Origin of the sequence: Marinobacter sp., from assembly GCF_041687235.1 — a bacterium.
Classification (GTDB): Bacteria; Pseudomonadota; Gammaproteobacteria; order Pseudomonadales; family Oleiphilaceae; genus Marinobacter.
Window position 1 is genome coordinate 34,211 of record NZ_JAWLCH010000019.1, and the last position, 19,700, is coordinate 53,910.

Consider the following 19,700-nt stretch of genomic DNA (forward strand, 5'->3'; position numbering starts at 1 on the left):
GTTGCTTTTTTCGCCTGACAAGGTGCAGAGCTCTGGACGGACTGCTCTGCTATATCAAGCAATTATCACAAAATGTGGATCTGTATTCAGTATCGTTATGTAGACTTGCGTAAACGGACTGCAGGCTTTCCGTTGTCGTCATCCAACGTTTGTCGGCAGCCCGGGAAATTACTGCAGCCCCAGAACCAGCCTTTTTTGCCTTTTCGCCGAACCAGGGGCGAGAAACAATGGGGGCAGGGGATCGGCTTCTGGCCTGTGCCGTCCTTTGGGCTGGATTCTTCCAGTGGTCGGGTGCCACGGCAATCCGGGTATCGGGAGCAGGCATAGAACCGCCCGAACTTGCCGTCCCGCTCGAGCATGGGGGCCCGGCATTTTGGGCAGTGGGGCTGGTTTTCAGCGGTGGCGGTCCCGGAACTCGTTGAATCCCCCCCTGGCTGGCCTTGTGGTCGGTTCAGGAAGCCTTGGATCTCCTGCTTCAGAGTCTCCAGGAACTTCCTGGGGTCACCCTCGCCCCGGCGGATGCTATCCAGGGTGGATTCCCACACCGCCGTGCGGTCCGGTTTGCTCACCGATTCCGGCAAGGCGTTGATCAGTGCCCTGGCTTTGTCTGTTGCCCGAATGTGCCGGCTGTCCCGATACAGGTAGTCCCGCTTGAACAGGGTGTCGATAATGGCTGCCCGGGTGGCTTCGGTGCCCAGGCCATCCGTCTCGCGCAGGGTTTTACGGAGCTCTGCATCGGTTACAAAGCGGGCGATGTTGGTCATCGCCGAGAGCAGCGTGGCGTCGGTGAAGTGCTGGGGCGGCTGGGTTTTGCGCTCGCTGATACGGCTGTCTTCGCAGAACACCGGCTCGCCTTTCTCCAGTCGGGGCAGGGGTGCTTTTTCCGGTTCGGTGCGACCTTCCCGGAGCTTAAGCTCCAGAGTTTTCCACCCGGCCACCAGAACGGTGGTTTCTGTTGCCCGGAACTGGTGCTCGGCCACCCGCACCGTGAGTTTGCCTTCCCGGTGGACGGCGTCTGCGGCGAACTGCATCAGGTAGTAACGGCTGATGAGCCCATAGATTTTTTCTTCGGCTGCGGTCAGTTTTCCGTTGGGCGTCGGGCGGCTGGTTGGAATAATGGCATGATGCGCATCCACCTGTTTGTCGTTCCAGGCAGCGGTCTTCCGGGCCAGGTCAGCGCCATTACAGGCATTCTGAAGATCCGGTGCCACCCGGCCGATCGCCCGAACCACCTGTTCCCTCTGACCGTAATGCCCCTCGGGCAAATACCGGCAATCGGAACGGGGGTAGGTAATAAGCTGATGCCGCTCGTAGAGGTTCTGGGCCGTATCAAGCACTTCTTTGGCGCCCATCCGGAACAGCCGGCCCGCTTCAATCTGCAGCGCCGAGAGGGATAATGGCAGCGGGGGGGCTTCTGGCCGGTCCCGGAAGCGGGATTCGGTGATCTTGCCAGGTCGGCTGTTCACGCTCTCGGCTATCTGCTCGGCCACTTCCCGGCTCAGCAGGCGGTTTTCGTCGTCCAGATTGTCCTGGAACTGCTCGTCTGGCAGCCAGCGGGCAGTGAAGGTTTGTTGGTCGGCTTCCTCCTCCTGGGCCTTAAAGCGGGCTTCAATCCGGTAATACGGCCTGGGTTGAAAGTTCTCGATGGTGTTGTCCCGTTCCACCACCAGTCCCAGTACCGGGGTTTGCACCCGCCCAACGGAATAGACGCCCTGTTCGCCCTGTTGCTGGTAGCTGAGGGTGTAGAAGCGGGTCAGGTTGATGCCGTAAAGCCAGTCGGCCCGTTGTCTGGCCAGTGCCGAATGGGAAAGGCGACGGAATTCCCGGTTGTCTTTCGGGCTCTGGATGGCTTTGGCGACGGCCGCCGGGGTCAGATCATTGATCAGGATCCGCTGCACTGGAGCGCTGGTGCCGAAATAGCGGATAACTTCGTCCACCAGGAGCTGGCCTTCCCGGTCCGGGTCGCCGGCGTGGGTGATGGTATCGGCCTGGCGGATCAGGGATTCGAGGACTTTGAGCTGCTGCCGCACGCTGTCCTTGGGCATGACTTCCCATTTTTCGGGAAACATGGGCAAATCTTCCTGGCGCCACTTTTTCCAGGCAGGGTTGTAGCGGGCAGGTTCGGCGGGTTCCAACAAGTGGCCGATGCACCAGCTTACGGTTGCGGCGTTTTCGCCGTTACCACAGCGAATCCAGCCCTGGCCTTTCTGGTGCGGGCCGGGAAGGGCGGCAGCGATGGCGCGGCCCAGGCTTGGTTTTTCGGCGATGTACAGGTGCATGGGGTCTGGTGTTTTGGAATCGGGATGGGAATGTGGCGTTTTGGCTTTATGCTGTCAAGGCTCTCGGGTGTGTACTGTATGTGTAGTAGACTGGGAGTCATATGAGCAGTGGCTGTGGGAGACCTGGAACATGAAAATTCAAACCGCAATTGAAGAAAAACTGAACGACACGTTCGATGCCCGCCTTCTTAAGGTGGAGAACGAGAGTCACAAGCACAGTGTGCCGCCGAATTCTGAAACCCATTTCAAGGTGACGCTGGTGTCACCAGAGTTTGAGGGGCAGATGAAGGTGCGTCGGCATCAGGCTATCTATAAGGTATTGGCCGAGGAGTTGGAGGGTGGCGTGCATGCGTTGGCGCTGCACGTGTATTCGCCGGAGGAGTGGGAGGCAACCGGTCAGGCAGCGCCGGAGTCTCCTAATTGTATGGGCGGGTCCAAGAAGGATCCGGCGATGGCGGCGCGATCCGCTCAGGGAGAGGGTTAATGAGTCAGTTTTTCCAGATTCATCCGGAGACGCCGCAGAAGCGTCTGATCAACCAGGCGGTGGATATTCTTCGGCGTGGAGGGGTGATTGTTTACCCCACGGATTCCGCCTATGCCATTGGCTGTCACCTGGGGGACAAGCAGGCGGCGGACCGGATCAAGCGGATTCGCAGGCTGGATGACAAGCACAATTTCACGCTGGTGTGCCGGGACCTTTCGGATATCGGGGTGTATGCAAAAGTTGATAATACTCAGTATCGGTTGTTGAAGAATTTCACTCCTGGCCCCTACACGTTCATTCTGGATGCGACCAGTGAAGTGCCGCGTCGATTACTGCACCCCAAGCGCCGTTCTGTGGGCGTGCGGGTGCCGGATAATGCCATTGTCCAGGAGCTTCTGGGCGAGCTGGGTGAGCCGATTATGAGCAGTACCCTGATCCTGCCCGGTGAGACGGAGCCGATGACAGACCCTTATGACATCCGGGAAACCCTGGAGCATGAGCTGGATCTGATTATTGATGGCGGGTTCTGTGGCATGGAAGCAACCACGGTGGTGGATTTCACCGGAGAAGCGCCCGTGGTGACGCGGGTTGGCAAAGGGGATCCGGCACCGTTTGAGGTCTGAATTGCAGGTTCAGGCCCGGGCGTTCAGGTTGAACGCATACGTCCGGGCATTGCCTGCCGCTTCTATCTGCTCGGCACTTACCGAGCGCCGCATAGTGTCGTACCGGTGAACCAGGTCCTGAAGGCCGTTGAACTGCTGGTTTTCGCTGATCAGCGTGTCCAGTAGCGGGTTGTTGACCCCGTAGGCCTGGTTCAGCTTCAGCGCATTGTCCATGAAGTGCAGGGTCGGTTCGTTGGTGCTCAGTCGATTGAACGCTTCCTTGAAGTTTTTGTTCACGTTCAGGTCTTTCTGAATCAAGGCCCGGGTCTTGTCCGCAATCTTTCCTTCCACGGCAATGCTGCCGTTTTCGTTCTTGCTTACGTTCAATGCCGTTGCCGGGTGCAGATTGTATTCGGCAAGTTTGTGCCGCAGCGTCTCACGCACGAAGGCAAGATCCTGCCCCACGGTTTGCCTGTAGTCGGCCATGGCGAGTCGGCGTGCTTTCAAGCGGCCAGGGTCTGCCAGGCTGGCGTCCGACGGTGTAAAGCGGTCGTCGCCGGATGTGGGCTCGCTCTCCACGGTTTTTGTCTGCGCCTTGCCAGCCGCGGCTTCCGGGCCAGTTGCCGGTGTCTGACGCTTTTCCATGGCCTGCTGGAACTGGGTGCTCGCCCGGATCAGTGAGGTCAGTAGGGACATGGATGGGTTTCCTCCTTCAGCCAACCGGAGTGCGGTTGTCGAACAGTCAGCGTTTGTGATGTCTGGTAACTACCACTGAACTTTGCAGCTTTCAGGCCAACTCCATCGAAAACACCTGGTCTGTTTTTTAGTGCGGGCAATGTCATTGACCACTCTTCGATCTGATCTGGATCAGGAAATAATTGACGCATATCTATAAAGTTTGGCGACAGTTGGCCGTCAAATTAACCAGTAAAAACAATCTTCCTTTGAGCCGCCGGTCGAGCGGCTCCTGTATCGGGTTGCCATGAAAAGACACTACTCCATCCGTTTTCTTCTTCTTGCTGCCCTGGCGGTGGCGTTCTCACTGGTGCTCGTGTTTACCGTGCTCTACAACGCGGATTCACAGCGTGATCATGTGGAAGAGTTCAGCCACAAGTATGTCGATGGTCTGGCCAAGTCCTATTTTGACGGTCTGAACACCATGATGGTCACAGGCACCATCGGCAATCGGGATGTACTCAGGGAAAAGGTCATGGCCCCGGAGGATGTTCTGGATGTACGGGTGATTCGCAGCGACCACCTGAACCGTACTTATGGTGCAGGCAATGCATCGGAGCAGAAGCAGTCTGCCCTGGACAAACAGGCGCTTGCCGGTGATCGGGTTGAAGCCTACTCCAGCAATGACGATGGCCGGGTCTACACGTTGATTGAGCCGGTCATCGCCATGGAAGACTACCAGGGTGTGAATTGCCTGGGTTGCCACCAGGCCAAAGAAGGGGATGTGCTCGGCGCGATCCGGGTGGATTATTCTCTGGCCGAAAGCGATGCCCGTTTACAGCAACAATTGCTAACCAGCGGTGGCATTCAGGTAGCGATTTTCGCGGCGGTGTTCTTTCTGACCGCTGCGGCGCTGAGTCGGCTCGTATTCTCCCGCCTGCGAAGGCTTCACGACCGGATGGACGAAATTTCCCGCAATTCGGATCTGACCATTGAGCTGGAAGTTACCCGTAACGACGAAATCGGCTCTGTCTCCCGGGCGTTCAACCGGATGATGACGAAGATCCGTCAGAGCATGAACACGGTTATGGATAACGCAGAGCAGGTGGAGCAGGCTGCTCGCAGTATTGCCGGCAAGGCGGACACCACCGAGCGCGAAGTTCTGGCCCAGCGAGACAATACCGACCAGGTAGCGAGTGCAACCACAGAAATGGCCGCCTCCGCCGTTCAAGTTCGGGAAAACGCTATCCACACCACCCGGAAATCCGCGGATACAGCAGAATCCGCTAGTAAAGGTGAGGGGCTTGCCCGGAACGCTGTGGAAGGCATTGAGGCGCTGAACCGCGAGGTTCAGAGTGGCGCACAACGCATCGAGCAATTGGACCAGCGCACCAGCCAAATGTCGGACATGCTGGAGGTTATTTCCAACATTGCCGATCAGACCAACCTTCTGGCGCTGAATGCCGCCATAGAAGCGGCTCGGGCCGGAGAGCAGGGCCGGGGCTTCTCAGTGGTGGCCGATGAAGTACGGGCCCTGGCTTCCCGAACCCAGGATTCCACCGAGGAAATCCGTAACACCATCAATGGCCTTAAGGGTGAAGTAGTGGATTGCGTGGCTACCATGCGCCATGCCTCGGAAATGGCAGAGCAGCAGGTCTCCGCGATTCTGAAGGTGGAATCCGAGCTGCAGACCATTGCTTCTGCAGTGCGCGAGATTACCGATCTCAATCAGGAAATGGAGAGCGCGGCCAACGAGCAGAGCGACGTCTCGGAATCCATCAATCACAACGTCATTGAGATCAGCCGTTCAGCAGAGCAGACCTCCGGGGACGCGAAGGAAACGGCTCGAATTGCCGGAGATTTGCTGGCCATGGCGGAAACCCTGAGAAAAACCATTGAGCAGTTCCGGCTCAGCCCCGGTGGTCGGACACAAAAGGGTTAGTGGCACGCTCCTGACCAAAGGTAGACATAGGGCCGTGTCCGGGAATGAACGCAATCTCGTCTCCCAATGGGAACAGCTTTTCCCGAATGGAACGGACCAGCGTGCTGTGATCGCCCTTTGGGAAATCCGTGCGGCCGATAGAGCCATGGAACAGTACATCACCCACCAGTGCCAGGCCTGATTCCTTGTGGTAGAAAACCACATGGCCGGGTGTGTGACCGGGGCAGTGGAGCACGTCCAGAACCTCATTGCCTACGGTGACCTGTTGACCATCCTCCAGCCAGCGATCCGGCGTGAAGACCTCGGGTGCTGGAAAACCGAACATCTGGGCCTGCTGGGGCAGGCCGATGATCCAGAAATTATCCTCCTTCTGCGGCCCTTCAACGGGAATGTCCAGTGCTTTTGAGAGTTCGGCTGTGCCTCCGGCATGGTCGATGTGGGCATGGGTCAGCAGAATCTTTTCGACAGTGACGCCTTCCTCGTTGACCGCGGCGCGGATTCGGTCGAGATCCCCGCCGGGATCCACAACGGCGGCTTTGCGGGTTTCCTCGCACCAGATCAGTGAGCAGTTCTGCTGGAAAGGCGTTACCGGGACGATTCTGTATTTCAGTGACATAGGCTTTCTCGAAAACAGGATAGATGGTTTAGTGTCGTAATTTACCACGCCAGCCAGATCACGTGCCGTGCGCCTTTGCCTGGGCGGAGGGCTCTCACGGTCACCGGTTCCACGGAAAAACCGGCCCGCCGCAATCGCTCGGTAAACGCGTGTTCCGGGCCGGCAGACCAGTAGGCCAGGATGCCGTCTGGTCGAAGCGACTTCTGGGCGGCGGCAATGCCATCCCGGGAATAGATCCAGTTGTTTTCCTTGCGGGTAAGCCCCTCGGGACCATTATCGACATCCAGCAGAATGGCGTCCCATTCACCGTTGCTGCTTCTGAGTAATTCCGCCACATCACCAATGTGCACCCGGGCCCTCGGATCGTTCAGCGGCTTTCCGGCGGCAGAGCCCAGTGGTCCCCGGTTCCAGGCTTCAACCTCGGGGACCAATTCAGCCACTGTAACCTGTGCATCATCACCCAGAGCGCCCAAGGCTGCGGCTAATGTAAACCCCATCCCCAGTCCGCCAATCAACACACGGGGAGCGGGTTGATCTGCAATTCGTTCGCACGCCAGGGTGGCGAGGGCGTCTTCCGAGCCATGTATCCGGCTGTTCATCAACTCACCGGTAGTGCCGGCAATTTTGATCGAAAATTCGTCATTGCGTTGCAACAGTCGAAGCTGGGTTCCCTTTCCGGGAATTGTTGCCGTACCAATTTCGGTGAAGCGGGCCATAAGAGGTTCCGGTTAGCAGGACAGGCGCGCAGTGTAACCTGATCCGGCTGATTTGAAGAAAAAAGTCGGTTATGGGTAGTCATTTGTCCCATCTGGGTGCGTCAGCGTACCGACTGCCCCCATCGCTCGGCGTATCTTGAAGGTTCATCCTGAATCCTCTGTCTCCTGGAGGTTCAGCGCCTTTCACGGAAATGATTCCGGGGAGGAAACGTTTTGATGAAACAGCAGACAGGACATTTTGTCCGACCAGTACACCCGATTCGAAGGAGAATCACATGAAAAAATTACATTCATTTGCCTTTTATGCGTTGGTTACCCCGGCCATAGCATTCGGTTCTGGCGCTGTTCTTGCCGAGCAATCATCAGGCGAGGGCGTTGATAAGGGAGCGAAAACCTCCCAGCACGAGCAGGACGCGATGAAATCAACGTCCAAGTCCGCTCAGACCGACCAGAAAATGCAGGACCAGTCAGGCATGCAAAGCAGAGATTATCTGGCATCTGCCCCTGCTAACGGTATGCACGCGAGTGATCTGATCGGTTCCACAGTCAGAACCACCGGCGACGAAGATGTTGGTGCAGTGAGTGATCTGATCATCAACCAGAACGGAGAAGTCGTTGCCGTGGTCGTCGGTGTTGGCGGATTCCTGGGCATGGGTGAAAAAGACGTAGCCATTGGCTGGGATCACCTGACCAAGTCAATCACGTCTGATGAGCAGGACCTGCGGGTAGATCTGTCCCGTGAGGACCTGGAGTCTGCACCGGAGTTCGTAACGGAGAAGTGAATGGCAGTAGGTCCACTTAGTGTGGAACGAATAGACGGCAGGGGCGAAAGCTCCTGCCGTTTTCATATCGGGCCTGCAAGATGCTCCTGGCCCAGGTACACATCGACGAGGTGCTCCTGATGGTCATCAATTAAAGGGATGCGCAAGTCGGTTCGTTCGGCGCCGTCCACGGTCACTCTGGTGACTGAGCCTGAGGCTCCACCGACGCCTCCGACGCTGATGTGGTAGACCGTGTCTCTGTATCGGTAGTGGATCTTGTAGCCATCCCAATTGGCTGGCATACAGGGTGCGATCCGCAGATGGTCCACTTCCAGCTGCAGACCCAACAGGGTTTCCACGGTCAGTCGGTACATCCAGCCCGCCGCCCCGGTGTACCAGGTCCAGCCGCCGCGACCGATGTGCGGCGACACGCCATAGATGTCCGCGCACATGACGTAGGGCTCGACTTTGTAGCGTTCGATGGACTCAGGCGTGCTGCCGTGGTTAACAGGATTGAGCATGGCGAAAAATTCCCAGGCCCGTTCGGTGTCGCCCAGCATGGCAAATGCCATCGTGGTCCAGATCGCGGCATGGGTATACTGACCGCCGTTTTCGCGTACGCCGGGAATATAGCCCTTGATGTAGCCAGGCTCGAGATCGGATGTGTCAAAGGGTGGGTCGAGCAACTGGATGATCTGTCTGTCGCGGCGGACCAGGCGCTGGTCCACTGCCATCATGGCCTGACGGGCCCGAAGCTCGTCGCCGCCTTTCGAGATGACCGCCCAACTCTGGCTTATCGAATCGATCTGGCATTCATCGTTGCTGGCTGATCCTAATGGAGTGCCGTCGTCGAACCAGGCTCGTCGATACCAGGCACCGTCCCAGGCCTGGGCCTCAGTGTTGCTTCGAAGTTGTATCGCCTCCGCGTGGCACAGTTTGGCAAACCCCTCATCACCGCGGTCACGGGCCAAGTCGGCGAACAGCTCGAGATTTTCGATCAGGAACCAGGCCAGCCATACACTTTCGCCACGGCCGTCCTTACCCACCAGATTCATACCATCGTTCCAGTCCCCGCAACCCATCAACGGTAAATGATGGGCGCCGAATTTCAGGCCGTACTTGAGAGCGCGCACGCAGTGGTCGTAAAGGCTGGCCGTTTCTGGCGACCGTTGCGGTTGGTCGTAGTAGGCTTCCTCATCAGCATACAACTCGCGGCCTTCGAGAAAGTGAATGGGCTCGTCGAGCACGCCGGTATCGCCGGTTGCCCGCACGTAACGGCAGGTGGCATACGGTAACCACAGATAATCGTCGGAGAAATGGGTTCGCACGCCCTGTCCATTGGGCGGGTGCCACCAGTGCTGAACGTCGCCTTTCAGAAACTGTCGCCCGGCATGCCTGACTAACTGCTCGCGGGCGAGCCATGGCGTTGCATGAATCAGTGCCATGGTATCCTGCAGCTGATCGCGGAAACCGTAGGCCCCGCCCGACTGATAGTAGCCGCTGCGCCCCCAAAGCCTGCACGACAGGGTCTGGTACACCAGCCAGCCGTTGGCCAAGAGGTTCAACGCCACGTCCGGTGTGTCGACGTTGACTGCGCCCAGGGTCCGGTTCCAGTGTTCCCATACCGATTCCAGCGTGTGTCGTGCGCCTGCCCGGCCGCCGTATTGCTGAATGAAGCGCCGTGCCTCATCCGCGGTATCTGCTGCGCCGAAGGCGAACACGATTTCACGTTCCTGGCCCGCCTCAAGTTCAATCCTGGTCTGAATGGCGGCGCACGGATCAAGGCCAGCCCCGATCCGGCCCGACAGGCGCTTCCGGCGCATCGCCGCCGGATTGGCAAGCACACCATTGCGGCCGATGAACTCGGTGCGATTTCCGCTCATCGAGCGCTCGGGTTCGCTGACCTGCGCGAACACCACCCGGTTGGCACACTCACGCCCGTAGGCATTGCGGGCAAACAGCGCGCCGGTATGCAGGTCGATTTCAGTGACGATGTGCATCAGATTGGCGTGTCGCCACTCTCCGAGCACCAGCTCCCAGTAGCCGGTGAGCGACAGGCTACGGGTACGCTTTGAATGGTTCTGCAGCTTGATGACGAGGAACTTCACCGGCGCATCCATTGCAACGTAGGTAAACAGTTCAGAAGCGATATCGGCCTCCAGGTGCTCGAACACGCTGTAACCGAAGCCATGCCGACATACGTAGCCCGAGCGGCCACGGGCAGGTAGCGGCGACGGCGACCAGAATGCACCGGTTTCTTCGTCACGGATGTAGAGCGCTTCGCCACTGGCGTCAGACAGTGGGTCGTTGTGCCACGAGGTCAGACGGAATTCGTGCGCGTTTCCCACCCAGGTATAGGCGCTGCCACTCTCACTGATCACTGTCCCGATGTGCGGGCTGGCGATCACGTTGGCCCAGGGTGCCGGCGTGGTTTGTCCTGGTTCCAGTGTGACAACGTATTCGTGGCCGTCAGGGGTGAAGCCGCCCAGACCATTGCTGAAAATGCGCTCCCGTGGCGCCAGCGGATAAACCGGTTCAGTGCCCGCCTTTAGCGGGGGCTCCAGCAGGTCCGATGCGCGTTCGGGAGACACGCGACGATCTATTTGCTCAATGAGAGTATCGGCGGTGTCGCTGAAGACGATGCGGGATACGGTCTGCAACAGCACGCGCTCGTCTTCTGAAAGCTCTTCGGCCCGCCGAACGAAGACACCGCCGGGTTTATCGATAACCTGCACTTCCGGTCCCGCATTGATCAGCCCCATGATCATATCCTGCAGCTCCGCACGATAACCGGAGAAACCTTCATTGATGATAACCAGGTCGACGGCCAGGCCCTTCAAGCGCCAATAGGCGTGTGCCTGCACCACTTTTTTGACCAGATCGATACGGCTCAGGTCGCCGATCAAGAGCAGAACAATGGGCAAATCGCCGGAGATGGCAAATCGCCACAATCCGGATTGCCCAAGTTGGTTGCGAGCGATGACACCGGGTGAAACACGTCGCAGGGCATTGCCGTAAATAACAGAGTTGGCGAGGCGGCCGAAAATCTGGGCATCGGCTTCGGTCGCGTTAAGGTGCCGCAATACCTCCTGGCTCTGGAACCAGGCCATCTCGAACGCCCGCTCGACAAAATGCCGGTCACAGTATTTCTCGAGCAGGGCCAGAGCGGCCTCGCGTGTGTCTGCCACTCCGGAAATGATCTGCACGCTGGCGGATTCATCGGGAGACAACGTCACTGTGCTTCGAATCGCCACACAGGGGTCGAGCACGGCTCCCTGGGTATTCGACAAGGTTGACGAGCGGTCCCCGCTGGCCAGCATGATCGGATTGACCGCGGTACGGCCACGCCCGACGAATCGGGCGCGGTCGGTCTCACAGGAGGGCTTGCTGGCGATCGAACCCGGTGTGGCCAGCAGGTGAAACATCCAGGGGACCTGCTCGCCCGGTACACGGGGGCGTCGGGTGCAGAGGATTGCCCGCTCGCCAGGCAGAATCTCAGTTTGTACGAAAAGGTTGCTGAACGAGCGATGGGCCAGGTCGGCGTTCAGGGGCGCCAGCACCACTTCCGCGAAGCTTGTCACTTCGATGTGACGGGTGCCCGGCGACTGGTTGGTGAGCGTGACGCGACGGATCTCGACGTCGTCTTCCGGGGACACGCTGATTTCCGTATGTGCCTCAATTGCATGGTCGCGTCGCCGGTATTCTGCGCGGCCCTGCACGAAAATTGCCTCGTAATAGTCGGCCTTGCTCAGGGTTGGCTGGTATGCAGCCGACCAGTACTTTCCGTCATCGTGGTCGCGAAGGTAAATGAAAGTGCCCCAACCATCAGAGGTGGCGTCCTCGCGCCAGCGGGTGATGGTGAGGTCGCGCCAGCGGCTGCTGCTACCACCGGCATGGGTTGCCATCAGGTGGTAGCGACCGTTGGACAACAGGTGAACTTCGGGGAGACGAGTGTTCGGGTCAGTAAACACACGCATGATCTCGCCAACATCCGCACTAGGGGGGCGCGCGGCCGCGCTCACTTCGGCTGCGTGCGGGTGCAGAGTGTCCCCCCTCTTCGGCACCCGCTCCTGCAACAGCAGTTCGGTTGCCCGTGCGAGTGGGTCAGACATGAAGCGGCGCTGCATCGGCTGGTTGAACAGTACATGAGCAAATGCCAGGAGGCTCATGCCCTGATGGTGTGCCATAAAACTATGCACGATGGCATGGGGCTTGCCCCGGGGCACACGTGTCGGGGTGTAGTCGATGGCTTCATAGAAACCGTAGGCGTCGAGGAATCCCTGATCAGCCAACACCTGGAGATTGCGGCAGGCTTCCCGTGGCATCACCGTCAGAGCCAGCGCGCTGGCGTAAGGCGCGATCACGAGGTCATCACCCAGACCCCGCTTGAAGCCGAGCCCGGGTACTCCGAACGCCCGATACTGATAGACCTGGTTGAAGTCCGTAGCGTTGTAACAGGATTCAGAAATCCCCCAGGGTACTGCGCGTTGCCGGCCGTATTCGATCTGACGCGAGACGGCGGCCCTGCAGGTCTTGTCCAGCAGGGTATGTGCGTAGCTCGGCATCACGAGTTGCGGCATCAGGTATTCAAACATCGAGCCGCTCCATGAAATCAGGCTGACGTCTCCGCCATGACTGGTCAGCAGTCGCCCGAGCGCGAACCAGTGCTTCTGCGGCACCTGTCCCTGCGCAATAAGCAGGAAACTGGCCAGCCGCGCCTCCGATGCCAGCAGGTCATAGCAAGCAGGGTCGCGGCGTCGCTCGCTGACGTCGTAGCCGATCGTCAGCAGGCTGCACCCGGCATCGTAGAGAAATTCGAAGTCCATCTCTGACAGAACACGGCAGCGGTTCATCAGGTTGTCGATCTGGTCGATCTGCGCCTGTGCACAGGCTGCATGGGTGCTGCCACCGCTGCAGGCCAATTCGATCCGGGTCGGAAGGCCACTGCCTTGCCAGGACTCGGGCACCAGAAACGTAAGTTCTTCGCGAAGCGCGCGGCATTGCTGGTCGAACGAACGTGCCCAGTAAACCAGCTCGCCATCCTTGTCGACATCCACCGGTAGCCAGGTCATCAGCGCTGTTCCGGTTCGATGAATCTGGTCCAGGGCATTGACCGCGGAAGCCAGGGTTTTGGGAGGGCCTTCCAGTGTGAGTGCTCGCAGGGTGTCCTGAAGCACACGAATGTTGTCTGTCAGTTCCGGGGCCGGCGAGGCGGGTAGCTCTTCGGCCACGATCTGCAGAGTGTCCTGCAGCCCCTGCAGGGCATTGAAGGACAGCACCGGTTGGCTTTTCAGTTCAGCCAACCCTGCCTGCAGGGTGAGCAGACTTCCAACGAGGTTGCCGCTGTCTACCGAAGAGACGTATTGCGGGTGAAGTGGTTGCAGCGTTTGGGTGTCGTACCAGTTAAAAAAATGGCCGCGGTAGCGCTGAAGCTTTTCCATCGTGGCGACGGTGTGACCGATGCGCCGAAGACACTCTCCTACCGTAAGATAACCAAAATCGACCGCAGCCAGGTCTGCCAATAAAGACATGCCGATGTTGGTGGGCGAGGTGCGTGAGGCAATGGCCGGGGCAGGCCAGGCCTGAAAGTTGTCGGGCGGCAGCCAGTTGTCATCCGGGCCGACGAAGTCTGCGAAATAGCGCCAGGTGCGGCGGGCTGCGACGCGCAGGAACATTTCCTGCTTTCCACTCAAGCCTGGGGCAGGGGTGACCAGTGGCCGGCTGATCCACCAGCCGACCACGGGTGATACCAGCCACAACAACAGGATGGGGGCCGCTGCGAGCCATGTAGCCGGACGGGCGTCTGTCATTGCCAGGGCAACCGCCACGCCGCTGGCGAGGCCGGGCCCGATCCAGATTTCGCGGGCATAATCTGCCAGCGAACGGCATGCATTGCGACGTGCGTAGCCGGGGAGCTGCCACAGTAACAGTCCGCGTCGGGTGAACAGCATACGCATGCCTGAACGCCAGATTGCGCCGAGACTGTTTCCCGTGTCATAGGGTAAAAAGGCCAGGGTCAGCAGGGCCAGCGCAATCGGACGGCCCGCCGATTTTCCGGTCACGCTCAGATGCACCAGCCACCTGCATCGTTCCGGCTTGCGAATCAGATCGATCAGGGTTGACAGGACCACGGGCAGGAGCATGATTGCAAGTACCAGCAGGGTCCATCCCCATGCGGGGCCCGCGCCAGAGAGCCACCCCCCCATCAAAAGGGCAAGCAGCGCCATTGGCACCAGGCTGCGCCTCAGATTGTCAAAAATCTTCCACAGTGACAGGGCGGACAGTGGATTCACCTGCCGTTTTGATCGGCTTCCATTGCCAACGGGTGGCCCCGGCACCCGGGGCAGCAGCCAACCGGCGAGTTGCCAATCGCCCCGTATCCAGCGGTGGCGCCGGCTGGCATCGATGGCAACACTGGCCGGTTGCTCCTCGATCAGGTCGACGTCGGTCACCAGGGCGGAGCGTGCGTAGCCGCTTTCCAGCAGGTCGTGACTGAGGATGAGATTTTCCGGAAAGCGCCCATCGACGGCCTGACGAAACGCGTCGACGTCGTAGATGCCCTTGCCGATAAACGAACCTTCCCCGAACACATCCTGGTAAACATCCGACACCGCTTGCGTGTAGGGGTCGAGACCAGAGTCACCGGAAAACAGTCTGGCGAAGCGTGACCTGCCGGCACTGATCAGGCTGATTGAGGCACGCGGTTGCATAATCGCATAGCCTTCGACGATGCGGCCCTTGCTGGCGTCGTAGACTGGTCGATTGAGCGGATGAGCGAGATTACCGATCAGGGAGCGTGCCGCGTCGCGCGGCAGTTGCGTATCAGTGTCCAGAGTAATGACGTATTGGATAGAACCAAGGATAGACTGATCGCCGACGATGTCCGAGAACGCCGTATTTGCCTCGCCCCGAAGCCGCGCGTTGAACTGCTCGAGCTTGCCGCGTTTGCGCTCGTAGCCCATCCACACCCGCTCAAATGGATTCCACAGCCGTGGCCGGTGAAACAGATAGAAAACACAGGGGCGATCGTCGCCGTAGGTCTTGTTGAGCGCCTCGACGCCTGCGCGTGCGTGGGTGAGCAAGGCCGAATCGCCCGATAGGGTTTGTTTGGGTGCGTCGGGAAAATCCGTCAGCAGGGCAAAGTACAGATTAGGATCACGATTGCCGAGATAGCGTATCTCCAGGGCCTCGAGCAGGTTATCGATGTCCTGCCGACTGCTTAGCAAGGTGGGAACGATCACCATGCTGCGGTGAGCAGAAGGAATACCTTGTGAGAAATCCAGGCGTGGCAAGGCCCGCGGTGGTACAAAAAGCGTGACCGCCAGGTTTACCAGTGCAACCGCCAGCGCCGAAGTGCCCATCACACCAGCCATCGCAAAGAACCAGTAGCGCCAGTCATTCGGTGCGAATCCACCAAACACATTCAGCAAGCCTGCTGTCATGATCAGCGTCAGTAGCAGGATGGGGCCAATATACAGGGGCAGGCGGACCTGCCGGCTCGCCCTTTTTACCCGGGTTCTCAACGAGAGACGGCAGCCAACCGCATGCTCCAGACGCGGTCGCCCCCGAGCAATCAGGTAATAGCCAACGTGCGCACTGCGGTCGTGCCGGCCCTGTTGTGCGGCAGCCGCCTGAGAGAGGACAATGGCTTCACGCGCAACGGCGATTTCGTCACAGTTGCTACTCCGGGCCACGTCCTCCACGACATGCCGGTACCGGTCACGCGTCGTGAAATCCTGCAAAACGTGAATGCCCGCTGGGTCTTCACGCAACGTCTTTTCGACGACACTCAGCGACTCCACGTAATGCTTCCAGTCCATGGCTCCGATAAAGCGAAGGCTGCCGATGCTGTTGGCAATGGATATCTGGTTGGCTGCGTCAGTGCGCCCGGCCGCTTCCGAAAGCTTCGTTGCGGTCACACCCTGCTCGTGCAGTTTCTGTTCGACCCAGGTTTGAACGAAGGCCATGGCGGGACCCTGCGACTGCAGCCGGTCATAAAACTCTTCCACGAACGGCGCGGTCAGGGGCACGTCGGCGTGGGCAAATTCTGCCAACAATTGAATCAGTTGCTTCGGATCGCTTTCGGCTGCGACAAGCATCCGGTCGGCCCAACGGATGGCGGCGTCGCGCTCCTCGCGCCGTCGGGCAATGCGAACGCCCACGCGGCGCAGATTTTCCAGCAGCGCCAGTTGCAGCATGATAGGGAAGGCCCACAACTCTCCCAGCTTCAAAGGTTCTACGGTCTGGTAGGCGGCAACAAACTGGGTAACGTTGTCGCTGTCGACCCGGCCATCCATGTGGGAGATCAGTTCCAGCGCCAGGTCGTAAATGCGGGGGAAACCGGCTGACTGGCCATCGGCCAGGCGCGGCAATTGCCGACTGTATCCACGCGGAAGGTGTCGACGGGCCAGGCCGATCTGCTGCTCGATCAGGTAAAAGTTGTCCAGAAGCCAGGCTTCCGTCGGCACGATCCGTTGTCCCGTTGTCGCGGCGGCGGTAACGACGTCATAGGTGCCCAGCAGCACACGCGCATTATCTGCCAGCCTCGGCAGCAGCCTGTCGGCTCCCGGACGCGGGTCGAGTTCATGCTGCTCTGCGAGAATGAGCGCATGACGTTTTAGCTGCTCAATGCTGAACAGCTCGGCGCGCAACAGCGCGGTATCCTGATCATGGTCCAGCCCACTCCCTGTCCGGACCGAGAATCTGAACGCTTTGATGGTTATCGCTCCTTGCTAACCCTTAGCTATGCCCGGTTGTCCGACGAGGCACATCCGTTACCAGCATCTCCCATTGCAGAAGGTAGCCAGTGACCCGTTGACCAGTCGGTGCGGTATCGCACAGTGGCTGTGACCCAGCCGCGTCAAGCCGGAGGTGTTTTTACAGCACATCAGAGCCTGGCAGCTCTGCGCACAGCATCAATATCTTCCGGGAGTGACATCGCGCGCTCCGACCGTGTCATTGCCATCCGGGAGTGTTTTCTGGCCGCAGCGGCCATGGCACTGTCATCTGTTTCGGCCAGCGCACACAAGGCCTTTTGCAGTCGAATGGCGACCTCGACCATACCGGCGCCGTCGCGGGCGATCGCCGTAAAGGCATCGTCGAACAAGTCATCGATCTCCAGCTCCGGAACGGATACACGGTCATAGGAGATCGGCCGTAATCCGTCCTTTTCAAGCGGCGATTGCCAAAGTGTAAAAAGCCGTACCATGGTGCCGATGACATGGATCGCGGTTCCCGGGTCATTGATGCCTGGTGACAGAGACTTGTCGGCAATTTCCGACAATGCAAGAAGCCCGAAACGGGGATCATCTTCAAAGGTGCGGTTTGAGCTAATCGTGAAGGCGTTAGTCAAGGCGTCTTGATTGACCGCCTCGCACTCCGCCGCAGCCTCCTCAACATAAAGCAGCGGGCGGTGCGTGGTCAGAAAGGTACCGGGCAGCGCTGTTACCCTGACGTGGCAATCAAGGGTTTCCGCGTTGGATTGCAGAATCTCCAGATCAATGTGCTGGACATAACCCACCGTTGACGAATACACGGGGACAGCACCAGCCCTGGCCGCATACCGTGAGGCTCTCTGCGCTCCCAGTGTGGGCGCATGGCGGCGCCGGTCCAGTGCCTCGCACGCGGCCTTTTCGACTTGCTCAATGGTGTTTACCACCCGACCAAGCCGGGCAATTCTGTCCACCCAGCGAACGAATGTGATGATGACAATGGCAAACACCAGGAGGGTAAGCACGAATATCGCAAACAGGCCGGCTGAAACAAACAAATCGTTTTTGACGGCGATCAGGGAAACAATACTGAAGATGAAGGCGCCGATAAATGCGGACAAGGCGTTTTGGGTAACATCATCTGAAATAACCAGAGGTATGGACCGAGGAGTCGCACCGGTGCTTGCGGAGGCATAGGCCGCGACCATTGAGCCTACCGCAAAAGTCGCAATAACCAGCATGCTGGACGCCATGATGGACAGAAGGGACTCAACGGATTCGAGCGTAACTTCGGGTAGAGCGCCGGAAAGCCCCACATCGTCAGCCAGCTTGGCAATGAAGGTGCCACCAATAGAAAGCACACAAAGTACCAGCGGCTTGACCCACAAACGCTCTTTGATGCGGCTGAAGGCGAAACGAAACCGATCCAGGCTCAATTCGCGACTATGTCGTTGGTTTCGAGTGGGCCAGGAACGCTATTGGCAGATTTCTTTTTCGTAGCCATGGTCTTCTCCAGAGAGGGAGGATGCATCGTCTTGACGATTTCTGACCATCAATTATCAACCGATTGGGAGGCGCTCTCTGTGCGCAAACAAACGGAGTGGCGAGAAACGTTGCGATTCAGATATGGCAATTGCTGCAGGCTCCACGCTCGCTCAGTGTGAAAACGCACCGACGCAGTCGTGGGTGCGGGTAGACTCTACCCACGTTGATTTCCGAGGAGTGACCGATGGATCTGAAAAGCGGATACCCGTTCTGGGCGGTCAAAAACGGCCTGATGTATGCCTTCCCCCAGCTTGATGTTGACCTGAGCTGTGATGTGGTCGTGATGGGGGCTGGCATCACCGGCGCGCTGATCGCTGATGAGTTGGCTGGCCATGGTCATGATGTTGTCGTGGTTGATCAGCGCGACGTCTGCTGGGGCAGTACTTCAGCCAGCACGGCCTTGCTGCAGTATGAAATCGATACGCATGCCATAGACTTGGCAAAGCGCTATGACGAGACCTCAGCGCTCCTGGCGTATCAGTCCAGTTTACGCGCAATCAGTGAGATCGGAGAACTGGCTCAAGAAGTCGGAGATGTTGATTTTGCTACTTGTGACAGCCTGTACTACGCCAGCAAGTGCAGTGATCTCTCAAACCTGGCTGATGAATTCGCCTGGCGGAAAAAGCACAGGTTTCCGGTTCGCTGGCTGAACCGGGCGGGACTCAAGGACGAATACGGATTGAAAGCGCCAGCTGCCATCCTGAGCTCGGTGGCCGCCCGGGTTGATCCCTATCGCCTTGCATCCAGGTTGCTTGAAAGGCTTCACCGTCAGGGCGCACGCGTTTTCGATCGCACGGAGGTGACCTCACTAACGGCTACCGAGCGTTCGGTTCAGTTGACCACCGACAGTGGCATGGCGATAAAAGCAAAACACGCCGTCGTTGCCAGTGGCTATGAATCGCAACGCTGGTTGCGCCAGCGTGTTGCGAAAAACCTCAGCAGCTATGCCTACATCAGTGATCCGGTCGATCCGGCCCAGCTTGGCTGGTTGGCAAACACGATGCTGTGGGAGTCGTCCCGGCCCTATATTTATCTGCGAAGCACCGGCGATGGGCGGCTCCTGGTGGGCGGCGAAGACGACGACCGTGACGTCCCGGCGCGCAGGGATCGGTTAGTCGACCGAAAGGCGGCTACTCTGCAGCGCAAGGTCGCGCGTTTGTTTCCTCACCTGAATGCACCGCCGGCCTTTGCCTGGGCTGGCACTTTCGCTGAAACCAGTGACGGCCTGCCGCTGTTCGGTCTTCATCCGCAGTACGGGCCGCGTGTGCTCTTCGCGTTGGCCTGTGGTGTTAACGGCATTACCCAAAGCATGCTCGGGGCCGATTTGCTTTGTGCCCAGATCGAACGTCGCCCGCATCCATTAACCAAA

Annotated in this window: 11 protein-coding genes; 5 read left to right on the forward strand and 6 right to left on the reverse strand. The window is 58.8% G+C overall.

The window, feature by feature from the left end:
* Positions 1 to 95 precede the first annotated feature (95 nt).
* Positions 96 to 2,279, reverse strand: coding sequence for a DNA topoisomerase 3 (locus tag ACESMK_RS18095; RefSeq protein WP_373001664.1), 2,184 nt, complete (start codon positions 2,277 to 2,279; stop codon positions 96 to 98).
* 130 nt (positions 2,280 to 2,409) lie between these two features.
* On the opposite strand from ACESMK_RS18095, the gene ACESMK_RS18100 reads away from it, so the two are divergent.
* Both ACESMK_RS18100 and ACESMK_RS18105 read left to right on the forward strand, forming a co-directional pair.
* Entirely contained in the window at positions 2,410 to 2,763 is a 354-nt protein-coding gene (locus ACESMK_RS18100) for a BolA family protein (RefSeq protein WP_373001666.1), read from the forward strand.
* Entirely contained in the window at positions 2,763 to 3,386 is a 624-nt protein-coding gene (locus tag ACESMK_RS18105; protein ID WP_219477792.1) for an L-threonylcarbamoyladenylate synthase, read from the forward strand. Before ACESMK_RS18100 ends, ACESMK_RS18105 begins: the two co-directional genes overlap by 1 nt.
* 9 nt (positions 3,387 to 3,395) lie before the next feature.
* Here ACESMK_RS18105 and ACESMK_RS18110 read toward each other — a convergent pair whose 3' ends face one another.
* Positions 3,396 to 4,061 carry a hypothetical protein gene (locus ACESMK_RS18110; protein WP_373001669.1) on the reverse strand — a complete coding sequence of 222 codons (666 nt, stop codon included), beginning with the start codon at positions 4,059 to 4,061 and terminating at the stop codon, positions 3,396 to 3,398.
* A 286-nt stretch (positions 4,062 to 4,347) separates the two neighbouring features.
* Here ACESMK_RS18110 and ACESMK_RS18115 point away from each other — a divergent pair, with 286 nt between their 5' ends.
* Positions 4,348 to 5,982 (forward strand): methyl-accepting chemotaxis protein, encoded by a 1,635-nt coding sequence (locus ACESMK_RS18115; RefSeq protein ID WP_373001671.1) that lies wholly within the window; start codon positions 4,348 to 4,350, stop codon positions 5,980 to 5,982.
* Here the strand turns inward: ACESMK_RS18115 and ACESMK_RS18120 are convergent.
* Together ACESMK_RS18120 and ACESMK_RS18125 are read right to left on the reverse strand one after the other, a co-directional pair.
* Positions 5,951 to 6,598: an MBL fold metallo-hydrolase gene (locus ACESMK_RS18120; RefSeq protein WP_373001673.1), complete on the reverse strand. Its 648-nt coding sequence runs from the start codon at positions 6,596 to 6,598 to the stop codon at positions 5,951 to 5,953. The two genes, ACESMK_RS18115 and ACESMK_RS18120, sit on opposite strands and share 32 nt — an antisense overlap.
* Positions 6,599 to 6,639: 41 nt before the next feature.
* A complete protein-coding gene (locus tag ACESMK_RS18125) occupies positions 6,640 to 7,314 on the reverse strand; it encodes a spermidine synthase (protein ID WP_373001675.1) in 675 nt (224 codons plus the stop codon).
* Between the two features lie 275 nt (positions 7,315 to 7,589).
* Between ACESMK_RS18125 and ACESMK_RS18130 the strand changes: the two genes are divergently transcribed.
* Complete coding sequence (locus tag ACESMK_RS18130; protein ID WP_373001677.1) at positions 7,590 to 8,096, forward strand: PRC-barrel domain-containing protein; 507 nt, start codon at positions 7,590 to 7,592, stop codon at positions 8,094 to 8,096.
* A 62-nt stretch (positions 8,097 to 8,158) separates the two neighbouring features.
* On the opposite strand, the gene ACESMK_RS18135 is transcribed toward ACESMK_RS18130, so the two are convergent.
* Positions 8,159 to 16,726, reverse strand: coding sequence for a GH36-type glycosyl hydrolase domain-containing protein (locus ACESMK_RS18135; protein ID WP_373001679.1), 8,568 nt, complete (start codon positions 16,724 to 16,726; stop codon positions 8,159 to 8,161).
* A 236-nt stretch (positions 16,727 to 16,962) separates the two neighbouring features.
* Positions 16,963 to 18,222 carry a DUF2254 domain-containing protein gene (locus ACESMK_RS18140; RefSeq protein ID WP_373001681.1) on the reverse strand — a complete coding sequence of 420 codons (1,260 nt, stop codon included), beginning with the start codon at positions 18,220 to 18,222 and terminating at the stop codon, positions 16,963 to 16,965.
* Between the two features lie 293 nt (positions 18,223 to 18,515).
* Here ACESMK_RS18140 and ACESMK_RS18145 point away from each other — a divergent pair.
* On the forward strand, positions 18,516 to 19,700 hold a 1,185-nt coding region (locus ACESMK_RS18145), incomplete at its 3' end, for an NAD(P)/FAD-dependent oxidoreductase (RefSeq protein ID WP_373001683.1).

Excerpts from the sequence above, each read along its gene's own strand:
- ACESMK_RS18095 (WP_373001664.1), bottom strand. The coding sequence starts at position 2,279 with ATGCACCTGTACATCGCCGAAAAACCAAGCCTGGGCCGCGCCATCGCT.
- ACESMK_RS18100 (WP_373001666.1), top strand. The coding sequence starts at position 2,410 with ATGAAAATTCAAACCGCAATTGAAGAAAAACTGAACGACACGTTCGAT.
- ACESMK_RS18105 (WP_219477792.1), top strand. The coding sequence starts at position 2,763 with ATGAGTCAGTTTTTCCAGATTCATCCGGAGACGCCGCAGAAGCGTCTG.
- ACESMK_RS18110 (WP_373001669.1), bottom strand. The coding sequence starts at position 4,061 with ATGTCCCTACTGACCTCACTGATCCGGGCGAGCACCCAGTTCCAGCAG.
- ACESMK_RS18115 (WP_373001671.1), top strand. The coding sequence starts at position 4,348 with ATGAAAAGACACTACTCCATCCGTTTTCTTCTTCTTGCTGCCCTGGCG.
- ACESMK_RS18120 (WP_373001673.1), bottom strand. The coding sequence starts at position 6,598 with ATGTCACTGAAATACAGAATCGTCCCGGTAACGCCTTTCCAGCAGAAC.
- ACESMK_RS18125 (WP_373001675.1), bottom strand. The coding sequence starts at position 7,314 with ATGGCCCGCTTCACCGAAATTGGTACGGCAACAATTCCCGGAAAGGGA.
- ACESMK_RS18130 (WP_373001677.1), top strand. The coding sequence starts at position 7,590 with ATGAAAAAATTACATTCATTTGCCTTTTATGCGTTGGTTACCCCGGCC.